The 12,623-nt window shown below is 73.5% G+C and carries 12 protein-coding genes; 9 read left to right on the top strand and 3 right to left on the bottom strand.

The features are described 5' to 3' along the window. Positions 1 to 4: 4 nt before the first annotated feature. Positions 5 to 160 carry a DUF6131 family protein gene (locus tag HNQ79_RS11345; RefSeq protein ID WP_185029679.1) on the bottom strand — a complete coding sequence of 52 codons (156 nt, stop codon included), beginning with the start codon at positions 158 to 160 and terminating at the stop codon, positions 5 to 7. Positions 161 to 515: 355 nt separating this feature from the next. Further along, entirely contained in the window at positions 516 to 875 is a 360-nt protein-coding gene (locus HNQ79_RS11340) for a hypothetical protein (RefSeq protein WP_185029678.1), read from the bottom strand. Positions 876 to 979: 104 nt separating this feature from the next. Here HNQ79_RS11340 and HNQ79_RS11335 point away from each other — a divergent pair, with 104 nt between their 5' ends. The 4 genes from HNQ79_RS11335 (at position 980) to HNQ79_RS11320 (ending at position 5,523) form a co-directional block, all read left to right on the top strand. Further along, the gene (locus HNQ79_RS11335) at positions 980 to 1,279 is read left to right on the top strand and encodes a hypothetical protein (protein ID WP_185029676.1); all 300 of its coding nucleotides are present in this window, start codon (positions 980 to 982) and stop codon (positions 1,277 to 1,279) included. A 348-nt stretch (positions 1,280 to 1,627) separates the two neighbouring features. After that, on the top strand, positions 1,628 to 2,893 hold the full coding sequence (locus HNQ79_RS11330) for a serine hydrolase domain-containing protein (RefSeq protein WP_185029674.1): 1,266 nt from the start codon (positions 1,628 to 1,630) through the stop codon (positions 2,891 to 2,893). Positions 2,894 to 3,199: 306 nt separating this feature from the next. Further along, positions 3,200 to 3,985 (top strand): polyprenyl diphosphate synthase, encoded by a 786-nt coding sequence (uppS, locus tag HNQ79_RS11325; RefSeq protein WP_185030218.1) that lies wholly within the window; start codon positions 3,200 to 3,202, stop codon positions 3,983 to 3,985. A gap of 107 nt (positions 3,986 to 4,092) precedes the next feature. Beyond that, entirely contained in the window at positions 4,093 to 5,523 is a 1,431-nt protein-coding gene (locus tag HNQ79_RS11320) for an oxygenase MpaB family protein (RefSeq protein ID WP_229923424.1), read from the top strand. Between the two features lie 64 nt (positions 5,524 to 5,587). Here HNQ79_RS11320 and HNQ79_RS11315 read toward each other — a convergent pair whose 3' ends face one another. Next, positions 5,588 to 6,559 carry an LLM class F420-dependent oxidoreductase gene (locus HNQ79_RS11315; RefSeq protein ID WP_185029673.1) on the bottom strand — a complete coding sequence of 324 codons (972 nt, stop codon included), beginning with the start codon at positions 6,557 to 6,559 and terminating at the stop codon, positions 5,588 to 5,590. Between the two features lie 497 nt (positions 6,560 to 7,056). Here HNQ79_RS11315 and HNQ79_RS11310 point away from each other — a divergent pair, with 497 nt between their 5' ends. The 5 genes from HNQ79_RS11310 (at position 7,057) to HNQ79_RS11290 (ending at position 12,553) form a co-directional block, all read left to right on the top strand. Then, a complete protein-coding gene (locus tag HNQ79_RS11310) occupies positions 7,057 to 7,752 on the top strand; it encodes a hypothetical protein (RefSeq protein WP_229923423.1) in 696 nt (231 codons plus the stop codon). Then, positions 7,749 to 8,138, top strand: coding sequence for a GntR family transcriptional regulator (locus tag HNQ79_RS11305; protein WP_185029671.1), 390 nt, complete (start codon positions 7,749 to 7,751; stop codon positions 8,136 to 8,138). Before HNQ79_RS11310 ends, HNQ79_RS11305 begins: the two co-directional genes overlap by 4 nt. A gap of 458 nt (positions 8,139 to 8,596) precedes the next feature. Continuing rightward, positions 8,597 to 9,907 (top strand): polyprenyl synthetase family protein, encoded by a 1,311-nt coding sequence (locus HNQ79_RS11300; RefSeq protein WP_185029669.1) that lies wholly within the window; start codon positions 8,597 to 8,599, stop codon positions 9,905 to 9,907. Positions 9,908 to 9,941: 34 nt separating this feature from the next. Further along, positions 9,942 to 11,519 (top strand): phytoene desaturase, encoded by a 1,578-nt coding sequence (locus HNQ79_RS11295; RefSeq protein ID WP_185029668.1) that lies wholly within the window; start codon positions 9,942 to 9,944, stop codon positions 11,517 to 11,519. After that, on the top strand, positions 11,516 to 12,553 hold the full coding sequence (locus HNQ79_RS11290; protein ID WP_185029666.1) for a phytoene/squalene synthase family protein: 1,038 nt from the start codon (positions 11,516 to 11,518) through the stop codon (positions 12,551 to 12,553). Before HNQ79_RS11295 ends, HNQ79_RS11290 begins: the two co-directional genes overlap by 4 nt. Positions 12,554 to 12,623 lie beyond the last annotated feature (70 nt).

The following is a 12,623-nucleotide window of genomic DNA, read 5'->3' as shown; positions in this document are numbered from 1 at the left end:
GGGTCTAGAAGTAATGCTTGCGGCCACCGACGGCGCGTCCCATCGCACCGAGGATCCACAGGACGGCGCCGACCACGACGAGGATGCCTCCGATGGTGGTCAGAAGCGAAACATGGGCCAGCATGCCGATGAGGAGGAGGATGACACCAAGGATGATCATTTCGATTCCGATCTTCAAGTCTCTTCGGATCGCGCGGCCCTGCCGGCCACGCGAAAGCACCTTTGTACCCACTCGCCGCACGAGCAGGTGCTCTGTCGTGCGCTCTGTCGTGCGACCTGCGTGTGCCCCGCCCCGGCGGCCCTATGCATGGCATGTCACCTGCATCTTTCGGCCCGTGCCGGGCACCAGGACCTGCTCGGCGACGGGCGTCCCCGCGACAGGCCGCGCAGAGGCGCACGCTGCCGCCGCGGGAAGGTGTCCGAACAGCGGTGGGGGCCGGATCGGCGCACCGATCCGGCCCCCACTCGTGGCCCCGGGTTCTCGTCCCGGTCGCCGCTCCCGCCCCGTTGTCGTGTCAGTGGTCGGAGTAGCTGAAGTCGCCGACGGTCCAGGCGCTGATGTCCTTGATCGCCACGCGGTACATGCCTCCGGTCTCCGGGATGCCCACCGTGCCCTGCAGGATCCGGGCGACGTGGAAGTGCAGGTGCGTGGGCGGCCCCTCCTTCTGCGAGGGTGTCTTGAAGACGGCGGAGAACTCGCCCAGGAGGTCCGAGTCGGAGAGCACTTCCGACACCCGTGCCCTCCACACGGCTTCGGGTGCGAGCCGACCGGTGATGACAGCACCACCGGTGACCACGGTCAGGGACATCTGGTTGCTCTGCCCGGCTTCCACCAGGGCTGCGACGTCAACGAGCAGATCGTCAGGCTTCGACATGGGGCAGATTATATTCAACGGCCGACCGGCTGTTTCACGGGCGGCCCCCGGCCGGTCCGGTGCGGGGACGTGCGCCCCCCGGACCCATCATGCAGGGAGCGGACTTGAGGGACGACAGTGTGGCCGAATGCCGATGCCGCCACTCGTGGACGGTTCATCTGGAGGGCCGCTGCGGCGGTACGGACGGCAACTGCGCCTGCCGGGGCTTCTGCCCCGGCGACTGGCGGCCCCACACCACCGCCACGTGCCGTGGCTGCGGCCACCGCAGGACCCAGCACGGTGTGAGCTGCCGCGTCGTCACCGGTCAGGACACGACCACCGAGCGCCACTCCGGCCACGAGGGCGACACGTGGACCACGGACGGCACGGTGGAGATCCGCTGCACATGTCAGAACTTCTGGTGACGGGACGGGCGTCGCGGACTGCACCTCCTGGCCGATGACGCGGGAGGGCTCCGGGCCGGACGGACGGGGCCGGGCCGGGTCCGTCCTGACGCCGAGCCGGCCCCCGGGGCGGGCAGCCGGGTCCGGCCCGGCGGCATTCCGGCCACCGCGCGGGCGGCCGGAACCTTCTCGCGGGACGGCAGCAACTGCCCCCGCGTCTCCCGCGGGTGCACCTGAGTGCCCCGCGCGGTGGGGCTGGCCCCCAGTGCGATGCGCCTGCTGACCGTATGGGCTGGTGGATCTTGAACGGAGAGTCTGGACGAGTCCGGCCGCCACCGCGCCGGTGCCCGTGTCCAGAAGGGGTTCTCCATGTCCGATCGTTCCGCCGTGCGTTCTCCCCGGCAGCAGCCCGCGACGTCCGCACGCGTCCTGTCCCCGGCCGGGCGCCGTCGCGGCATCGCCGCGGTGGCCGTACTCGCGGCGGCCCTCGCCGCGGGAGGCGTCCTGCCCGCGTCCGCGACGCCCGCCGCGGCCCCGGCGGCCTCCGTCACCGCCGCCACCGCCAACACCTCCGCCGGCAAGCGGGACGTCGCCCTGCGCCAGGGACTGACCGATCTCGTCCGGAAGGACAAGTACCCCGCGGCCCTCGCCTCCGCTGTCGGCCGGGACGGACGGGCCCGCAACTACGCTGTGGGAACGGGCGACTTGAGGACCGGTGCGCCCGCCCCCGTCGACGGCCGGGTGAGAGCCGGAAGCAACACCAAGACGTTCGTCGCGGCCGTCGTCCTGCAGCTCGTCGGCGAGGGGAAGGTCGACCTCGACGCCCCCATCGAGGACTACCTGCCGAAGCTGGTACGGGGCGAGGGCATCGACGGCCGGAAGATATCGGTCCGTCAGCTCCTCAACCACACCAGCGGTCTGCCGAACTACACGGAGTACATGCTCGACGATCTGCTCGGCAACGACCGTCACACCTACGTCCAGCCGCGCACCCTCCTCGACGTGGCGCTGGAGCACAAGGCCCTGTTCGCGCCGGGAAAGAAGTGGTCGTACAGCAACACCAACTACGTGCTCGCCGGGCTGCTGATCGAGAAGGTCACCCGGCGTCCGCTGGACGAGCAGATCGCCCACCGCGTCATCGACCGCATCGGGCTGCGGCACACGTACTTCCCGGGCGTGGGCGAGCAGCGCATCCGCGGCGAGCACCCCAGGGCGTACCACTCGCCGAAGCAGGGGGCACCGCTGGTGGACTTCACCGAACTGGACCCCTCGTGGGGCTGGGCCGCCGGGCAGATCGTGTCCACGCCGAGTGACCTGAACCGGTTCTTCAAGGCCCTGTTGGACGGGAAGCTGCTGAAGCCCGCGCAGGTCGGGCAGTTGCGGACGACCGTCGCGGTGCCCGAGGAGTGGGGCGGCAAGGGGGTCCGTTACGGGCTCGGGGTGACGAGCACGCCACTGAGCTGCGGCGGCACCATGTGGGGGCACGGCGGCGACATCCCGGGTCACGCCACCCGTACCGGCGTCACGGACGACGGCCGCGCGACGGCCATCGCCCTGACGGCGAACATGGCACCGACACCGCAGGGACCGGAGCACGCGCTGACGGTGCTCGACGCGTCGTTCTGCAAGAAGTAGCCCGTTGCGGGCCGTCCCGGCCGTGCGCCCCGGCGCCGGCCGGGACGCCCACCACCACCCCTGTCGGACTGGCGTCCCAAGGGTGAACGCGACGGCCTTTTCGGGCCCCGCCCGGTCGCCCGGTGCCAATCTGATCGTGTTGATCGGATCAGCGCACCGCCCCGGTGATACCCGCCGACGCGGCTCGCCGCACCGCACCGCACCGGCCGTCCGGGTCGGGTGCGGTGCCGGGGCCGGGCCGTCCGGGTGTCCACCCCGTCCACGCGGCGGCGGGGAGGCGTGAGAGGCCCCAGGGAAGGCATGAACATGCAGCAGACGGCCGACGGGGCCGCCCCGTCCCCGGACCTTCCCGGGCCTTCCGACGGCGGGCCGGGCCGGGTACCGCACCACGTCGCCTGCGTGATGGACGGCAACGGCCGGTGGGCGCAGTCGCGGGCGCTGCCGCGCACCTCCGGGCACAGTGCCGCGGAGGCGACCGTGATCGACGTCATCGAGGCGGCGCGGGCGGCCGGGGTGGGGTGGCTGAGCCTGTACGCGTTCTCCACCGAGAACTGGGGCCGGCCGAGCAACGAGGTCGACTTCCTGATGCGGCTGGTACGGCGCGTGGTGCGCAAGCACGCGGTGTTCTTGCACGCACGCGGCATCCGCTGCCGCTTCCTGGGCGTGACCGACCCGCGCATCCCGCCCAAACTGGCCCGGGACTTCGACGACTTGATGACGCTCACCGGTGACAACCGGGGCATGACGCTGACCGTGGCCTTCGACCACGGGGGCCGCAGGGACATCGTCGAGGCGGCGCGTTCACTGCTGCGCAGCAACACCCCCGCCGAAAGCGTGACCGAGCAGACCTTCGCCGACCACCTTCCCTACCCCGACACGCCCGACGTGGACCTGGTGATCCGTACCTCCGGAGAGCAGCGGATCTCCAACTTCATGCTCTGGCAGGTCGCTTACGCCGAGTGGGTCTTCCCGCCCGTCCTGTGGCCCGACTTCCGTGCCTCCCACTTCCTGGAGTGCCTGCACTCCTACCGGCAGCGCGACCGCCGCTTCGGCGGCGTACTGCCGAACGAGATCGGAGAACCCCGACTGTGACCATTCCGGACGCGCCCCGCCCCGGCGGCTTCCCCTTCGACGACGCCGACCGCCAGGACACCGGGGCCAGGCCACCCGCGTCGGACACCGGTGCGCCGCACCGGCCCCTGGGAAGTCCGGACGCGCGCTTCGAGACGTTCTTCAACGACCCCCGGTGGGCGCTCGCCATGATCCGGGCGACGGTACTGGAGGCCGCCCACCCCACCATCGGGGCGGCTCTCATCGACAACTCCACGTTCGTCACCCACCCCTGGCGGCGCCTGCGCAACACCTTCCTGAGCATGCAGCGCATGACCGGGGCGGACGAGGAGGCACGCAGCAGGGAGGCGGCGCGGCTGAACCGCATGCACGCGCGGCTGAAGGGGACGGATCCGCACCGCCGGCCCTACGACGCGATGGACCCCGGTGCGCGCGCCTGGGTGGTGGCCACCCTGTTCGAAAGCTCGGTCACCATGTGCCGGCTGAGCGGCCAGCCCCTGGAACAGGGGTTCATGGAGGCGCTCTACGCCGAGTTCCAGGCCATGCTCGCGGAGATGGGCGACGAGCCCGGTCATCTGCCCGACACGCTCCCCGAGTTCTGGCAGTACTACGACAGGGTCGTGGCGGAGGAGCTGGAGAACACGGAGGCGATGCGCGTCATCCTGTACAAGCTCTTCGACCACCTCCCCGCTCCCCCGCTGCTGAGCGGTCTGCCCACGGTGTGGGCGGCCGGCCGTGCCGTCGTGGGTCCGGTGGTCGGGGCGATCGCGGTGGCCTCGCTGCCCGAGCCGTTCCGCCGCCGTGCCGGGCTGCCGGAGATGCCCGGCGCCCAGACCCTGATGCAGGGCGCCTACCTGGCGGTGGGCCTGGCCCGCTTCCTCCCCACGAGCTGGATGCAGCCCGCGAACATCATCGGCCTCCTGGAAATGACGCCCGACAGCGACGATCCGCGCGCCAGGACCCTCGCGGAACTCCAGGCCAGGATGAAGCGGGCCGGCGCGCTGCTCCGGCTGCTGACCCCGCTCCCCGACCGGCCGGAACCCGCCGCGCCTCCCGCGACGGCCGCCGCTGCCGAGCAGCGGCAGGACACGGAGAACTTCTTCCGGCAGGTACTGGACCAGACCGGCAACGGCTCCCTGGACTGGCCCGACCTGGCCGCCATGGCCCGGGAGCTGTGCAGCCGCCTCGACCTGGACGAGCCCGAGGAGACCAGGCTCTACGACGCCTACGCGGCCTGGTGGCGCGAACTCCAGGCGGCCCTGGACACCGACGGCGACGGCAGCATCAGCGCCCAGGAGTACGCCGCCGCCGCGCCCTCCCTCGCCGGGCCCGCGCTCATCAGGGTCGCCGAAGTCCTCTTCGACGTCACCGACAGGGACGGCAGCGGGCACATCGACGCCGCCGAGTACCGGGCGCTGTTCCGTACCGCCTTCCACCGCGACATGCCGGGGGCCGGCGGTGCGACGTACACGCGCAGTGCCTTCGTGAAGGAGTTCCTGGCGTTCATGTCCGGCCGGCAGCGCACCACGGCGTTCGACCCGCTGATCGCGGGGGCGTGACGGCGGGGTGGGCGGCGGCGCCTGCCGGGCCGGGCCCGGCAGGCGCGCAACGGACGCCGGAGCGTCAGGCCTCCGGCGTCCGGTCCCGCAGCCGGGGCAGGACGCGGGAGCGGTAGAAGTCGAAGAAGCCCTGCTGGTCGGGGCCGATCTGGTTGACGTAGACCTCGTCGAAGCCGGCCTCGGTGAAGGCGTGCACCGCCTCGACGTGGGCGTCCTCGTCGTCGCCGCAGACGACGGCGTCGGCCACCATGTCCTCGGTGACGAGCTGCGCGGCCTGCTCGAAGTGGGCGGGCGTGGGCAGGACCTGGGGAAGTTCGCCGGGCAGCTGTTCGTTGGGCCACAGCCGGTGCACGGTTTCGACCGCCTGTGACCGGTCGGTGCCCCAGCAGACCTTCAGGCCGCCGAGAACGGGCTTGCTGCCGCCGCCCGCGTCACGGAACCGGTCCACCAGGTCGGCGTCCGGCATCATCGTCACGAAGCCGTCGCCGGCCCGTCCTGCCAGCTCCGCGGCCTTCGGGCCGAACCCGGACACGTACAGCGGCGGCGGCTCGTCGGGGAGGGTGTAGAGCCGGGCGTTCTGCACGGTGTAGTGCGTGCCCCGGTGGGTGATCTGTTCACCGGTGAACAGGCGGCGCATCACCTCCATCGACTCCTCCAGCATCTCCATGCGCCGGTCGGCCTCGGGCCAGGGGTCGCCGAGGATGTGCTCGTTCAGGGCCTCGCCCGTACCGATGCCGAACCGGAAGCGGCCTTCGGTCAGCACTGCGGCCGTGGCCGCAGCCTGCGCGTTGACCGCGGGGTGCATGCGCACGGTGGGGCAGGTGACGAACGTCGTCACGGGCAGGGACGTGACCTGGGACAGCGCTCCGATCATCGACCAGACGAAGGAGCTCTGGCCCTGTGCGTCGTTCCACGGGTGGAAGTGGTCGGAGATCGCCAGCGCCTGGAATCCCGCCTGTTCGGCGGCGCGGGCCTGGGAGAGGAGTTCGGCCGGGGTGAACTCCTCGGACGACAGGAAGTAGCCGTAAATCGTCATGCCTCACCTTTCACGCGTCTCTCGAACCGGTCGTGCGGCCGCGGCTCCGGTGCCGTGCGCACCCCGGTGGTCTGCGCCGGCCGGGTGACTCGGCGCCCTTGCGCGCCACGGCCGGGCGGCCGTCCGCAGGAGGGGGTGCGCGGGCATCGAGCCGTACGGCACGAGGGGGCGGCCCCTTCCTTCGCCGTCCTCCGCCTCCGCTCCCGCGCCTCCGTTCGCCTCCTGCGTACCCGCTTCCCCGGAGTGCCGCCAGGCGGAGCGACCCGGACGCGGGGGCAACCCCGGCACCCGGGTGCGGGTTCCGCCGTCCTCCCCGCCGAGGTTCTCCCCTTCCTGCGGGACCGAAACTGTGTCATCTCCTTGACACAGCTATCCACATGGCCAATTGTGTCAGGTAGTTGATACACATTGCCGATGGGGAGGGGCCGAACGGTATGCCTGTTGCTTCACGGACACACGGCTTCTGGCGAGCGGGGATGGAGACCTCGGTGCGATGGATGGGCGCGGTGGCCGGGCTGGCGGTCAACGCGCTGGTCACCTTCAGCTCCGAGTCCGACGTGGACCTGCTCTACGGGTTCGCCGTGTTCGGCCTGTGCGTCATGGGCGGGGTGTACGCCACCGACGTCCTCGCCCGGCCGGGACCCGGCCAGCTGCGGGCGGCCGACATCACCAGGCGCCGGATCAGGGACTACGTGCCCCGGGGGCTCACCGCCTCGCTCGCCGTGCAGGCCGTCGTCCTGCTGGCCCTGGTGACGGTGGCCGCCGCGACCGCCACGGCGGACGCCACCGGCCGTCCGGGGCGCGCCCTGACCGCCACCTGCTCGACGGGCACCTACACCCATGCGCCCTGGCCGGGCCCGCACTACCTCGGGCCGGCCCTGGGCGGTCTCGCCGTCGGCACGGTCGCCTGCGTACTGCTCCTGCACCGCGTCACCACCCGGTCCGGGGACGACGCCCTGCGCCGCGCCAACGCACGGGCGACGGTGGGCGCGTGGGGAGTGCTGGTGACCGCTCCGCTGTTCGCCGTCGCGGTGACGACGGGTCAGGCGCTGCTGGGCGTGCCGTGCGGGGGCGCGATGAGGACCGCGGCCATGGTGGGGCTGCTCGTCGCCGCCGTCATCTCCGCACTGTCCGCAGGACACTGTCTGGGAGTCCTCCTGCTCCCGCAGGTCTATCTGAAGGCGCGCTCATGACGACCCACGGCACCCTCGTCACCGTCAACCACGCTTCCCCGGTTCCGCCCTACGAGCAGCTCCGCTCCCAGCTCGCCGACCTGATCTCCGTCGGCCGGCTCGTCCAGGGCGCGAAGCTGCCGTCGGTACGGCAACTGGCGTCCGACCTCGGTCTGGCCAACAACACCGTGGTGCGGGCGTACCGCGAGCTGGAGAGCGCGGGGCTGGTCAGCACCCGCAGGGGCTCGGGCACGCGGGTCGTCGCCCTGCCGTCCGGTGCGGAGGTCAAGACCAGGCTGGCGGAGCACGCGAGCGCCTTCGCCTCGTCCGTCCGGCAACTCGGGGCCACCGACGAGGAAGCCCTGGCCGCGGTACGCCACGCCCTCGCGAGCCGCGAACTGCCGTGAGGCGCGCGGCGCGTACGGGGCGCGCGGCACACCGGTGCGGTGCGCGGAGCACTGCCGGACGCCGGGCGCCCCGGTCGCGCAGTACCCCACTGCCCGGGTGACCGCCGGCGCCCGCACGCCCGGTGCGGGCGCGCCGGGGCCCGGGTGCCGTCGCCGCTGCGACAACGCGTCGCCCGGGGCCCGCATGCCGCCCCCCTCCCCCGCGGGTCCGCCGTTTCTGGTGCGTTCGAGTGGGCGGCGGCCCCCGCGTGTTGCCGCGGGCGCGGGCGGGGAAGGGACGAGGCGCCCGGGCCTCCGGCGCGGGCGTGCGTGCTCCGTCGTGGGCGTGGGCCCCCGGGCGCGGCCACGGCTGCCCGGGGGCGTGCGCCGAAATCTGGGGCTCAGGTGCATCCGAACGGGCCCGACGGGGCGAATACCGACCGGATGCAGTCCGGCTGACGCCCAGGAAAGGCAGTGTGATGCGCCGTACGAGGACGGGCGAGAGCTCCTCGGACAGTGAACGGGTCCGCCCCGGGCCGGGTCAGGAGCTGTGGTCGGCGCCCGCCCGGCCGCGCGCCCTGCACGGCCGGGAGCCGGTACGTCCCTCCCGCACCGGTGCGCACGGCGTGGACAGGGATGTTCCGGAGGCCGTACGGCGGGTGCTCCAGGAGGTGCTGCGCGAACGGGTGCGGGAATGCGCCGCGCTGGACGACACGTTCGCGCAGGACGTCGCCGGACGGGTCGCCGACTTCACCCTCAACGGCGGAAAGCGGCTGCGCGCCCAGTTCCTGTGGTGGGCCCTGCGCGCCTGCGGCGGAGGTTCCCGGCAGGCCGAGGCGGACACGGCGCTGCGGCTGGCCGCCGGACTCGAACTCATCCAGACCTGTGCCCTGGTGCACGACGACGTGATGGACGGCTCCGCGGTCCGCCGGGGCAGGCCCGCCCTGCATGTCGCGCTGGCCGCGCGCTACGCCGGGTCCGGCGCGACCGGGCCCGGTGAGCCCTTCGGCAGGTCGGCCGCCGTCCTCGCCGGGGACCTGGCGCTGAGCTGGGCCGACGACGTGGTCGCCGAGGCGTGGGACGCGGCGGCGGTGACCGGGGACGTACGGCAGCGGGTCCGCGGGCTGTGGCGGGCCATGCGGACGGAGATGGTGGCCGGTCAGTACCTGGACCTGCACGGCCAGGTCACCGGCTCCCGCGCGGTGAGCACGGCGATCCGTACCGCCACCCTGAAGAGCGCCCTGTACTCGGTGGAACGGCCGCTGGCACTGGGCGCGGCCCTCGCCGGGGCGGACGACCGGACCACGAGCGCGCTGTGCTGCGCGGGCCGGTGTGCGGGCATCGCCTTCCAGCTCCGCGACGACCTGCTCGGTGTGTTCGGCGACCCCCGCACGACGGGCAAGCCGTCGGGCGACGACATCCGGGACGGCAAGCTCACCTACCTCACGGCGGTCGCCAGGGCCCGCGCGGAGGCCGGCGGCGACCGGGCCGTGACCGCCCTCCTGGACACGTCGCTGGGGGACGCGTCGTTGAGCGACGAAGGACTGGCACGGGTCAGGGAGGCGCTGGTGGAGACCGGCGCCCGGGACCTGGTGGAGGCGAAGATCGAGCGGCTCGTGGCGGTGGGCCACCGGCACCTGGCGTCGGTGCCACTGGCCCCGCGCGGCGAGACCCGGCTGCGGGCACTGCTGAATTCGGTCGCCGCCGTGTCCGTACCGGCCCCCGTGCACGTGGGACGGACGGTGGACGGTCCGCGTCCGGCCGAGATCTGCGAGGAGAGGGCCCGATGACGAGGACGAGCACCCGAGGACGGGGGCCCGGCGGATGACGGCGAGGACGTTGAAGGGCCCCACCGGCCACGTCGTGGTGGTGGGCGCGGGGCTGGCCGGACTGTCCGCCGCCCTGCACCTGCTCGGCGCGGGACGCCGGGTCACCGTCGTCGAACGCGCGGACGAACCCGGCGGCCGGGCGGGCCTGTTGCAGCGGGGCGGCTACCGCATGGACACCGGCCCGACCGTACTGACCATGCCGGACCTCGTCGAGGACGCCTTCGCCGCCGTCGGCCACTCCATGGCCGGGCGGCTGGAACTGCTGCCCCTGCACCCCGCCTACCGGGCCCGGTTCGCCGACGGGAGCGCGCTGGACGTGCACACCGGGGGCGCGGCGATGGAGGCGGAGGTCGCCCGGTTCGCCGGGGCCCGGGAGGCTTTGGGCTACCGGCGGCTGCGGGTCTGGCTGGAGCGGTTGTACCGGGTGCAGATGGACCGGTTCATCGACGCCAACTTCGACTCGCCGTTCCAGCTCCTGCATCCCGACCTGGCGCGGCTCGCCGCCCTCGGCGGGTTCTCCCGGATGGACGCCCGGATCGGCCGCTTCCTCTCCGACGAGCGGTTGCGCCGCGTCTTCACCTTCCAGGCCCTGTACGCCGGTGTGCCGCCCGCCCGGGCGCTCGCCGCGTACGCCGTGATCGCCTACATGGACACCGTGGCGGGGGTGTACTTCCCGCGCGGCGGCATGCACGCCCTGCCGCGGGCCATGGCGGACTCCGCAGCGGAGGCCGGCGCGGACTTCCGCTACGGGCACGAGGTGACCCGGCTGGAACGCTCCCCGTCCGGCGAGCGCGTCACCGCCGTCGTCACCGACCGGGGACGCATCCCGTGCGACGCGGTGGTACTCACCCCCGACCTGCCCGTCGCCTACCGGCTGCTCGGACGTCTCCCGCGCAGGCCGTCGCCGCTGCGCCACTCGCCGTCCGCGGTGATCCTGCACGCGGGCACCGACCGGACCTGGCCCGGGCTGGGGCACCACACGATCTCCTTCGGCGACGCCTGGAAGGAGACGTTCCGCGAGCTGACCCGTACCGGGGACCTGATGTCCGATCCCTCGCTGCTGATCACCCGGCCCACCGCCACGGACCCCTCGCTCGCCCCGCCCGGCCGGCATCTGCACTACGTCCTGGCGCCCTGCCCCAACACCACCGTGGGGCCGGACGCCCGCGAGTGGGCCGACCTCGGTCCCCGCTACCGCGACAGCCTCCTGCGCACCCTCCAGGCGCGCGGGCTGGAGGGCATCGGCTCGGCGATCGAGGAGGAGTGCCTGGTGACGCCCGCCGACTGGAGCGCCGACGGCCACGGGGCGGGCACGCCGTTCTCCGCGGCGCACACCTTCCCGCAGACCGGGCCCTTCCGCCCGCGCAACCTGGTGCGCGGCACCGAGAACGCCGTCCTGGCAGGCTGCGGCACCACCCCCGGCGTCGGGGTGCCGACCGTCCTGATCTCCGGCAAGCTCGCCGCGGCCCGCGTCACCGGCGGCGCCCGCGCCACGGGTGCCGCCCGGGTCGTCGCCCCCGCCCGCCGCCCCCGCACGCCCGACCCCGAAGCCCGGAGGTCCCCTTCCGCATGACCGATCGTGAACTCGACGCGGCCGGCATCACCGAGCCCCGTCTGCGCGCCGCCTACCGGCGCTGCCGGCAGCTCAACGCCCGGCACGGCCGCACGTACTTCCTGGCCACCCGGCTGCTGCCGGTCGAACGCCGTCCGGCCGTCCACGCGCTCTACGGCTTCGCCCGCTGGGCCGACGACATCGTCGACGACCTGCACTCCTCGGCGACCACCGCCGACCGGGCGGCGGCGCTCGACGCGCTGTCCGCCCGTCTGGCGGCGGGGCTCGCGGGGGCGGACAGCGAGGAGCCGGTGGTGCGCGCGCTGGCGCACACCGCCGCCCGGTACGACATCGATCACCGGCACTTCACCGACTTCATGGCGTCCATGCGCAGCGACCTGCACGTCACGGACTACGCGACGTACGAGGACCTGCGGGCGTACATGCACGGTTCGGCGGCGGTGATCGGCCTCCAGATGCTGCCGGTCCTGGGCACCGTCGTCCCGCGCGCCGAGGCGGCCCCGCGCGCCGCGGCGCTCGGCGTCGCGTTCCAGCTGACCAACTTTCTGCGCGACGTGGGCGAGGACCTCGACCGGGGACGGGTCTACCTGCCGGCCGACCTGCTCGCCGCGCACGGCGTCGACCGCGACATGCTGGCGTGGAGCCGGCTGACGGGCCTGCCGGACCGGCGGATCACCGCCGCGCTGGGCGCCGCCGCCGACCTGACCCGCACGGTGTACCGGGAAGCCGCCCCCGGTCTCGCGCAGCTCGATCCGGTGGCCCGCCCGTGCATCCGTACCGCGTTCGTGCTGTACGGGGCGATCCTGGACGCGGTCGCCGACGACGGGTACCGGGTGCTGCACCGGCGGGCCGTGGTGCCCCGGCGGCGGCGGGCGGCGGTGGCGCTCGACGGCCTGGTGCGCGTCGCGGTGGCGCGGGCGTCCGCCTCCGGGGCGCGGCGGCTGCCCGGCCGGCCGCCCGCACCGTACGCACCGGCGGGCGCGCCGGACGGTGTGCCGGCACGCGGTGGCCGGTCCTGGAAGGAGACGGTGTGAAACCGGAAGAGGTCGGCGGGCGCAAAGACGGTGGGCAGGGCCGCTGGGCGGGCGGCGCGCTCCCGCCCAG

Source organism: Streptomyces candidus (genome assembly GCF_014207445.1).
GTDB classification, from domain to species: domain Bacteria; phylum Actinomycetota; class Actinomycetes; order Streptomycetales; family Streptomycetaceae; genus Streptomyces; species Streptomyces candidus.
Note: the sequence above shows the minus strand (reverse complement) of the source record. Positions and strands in the feature narration are given on the sequence as shown.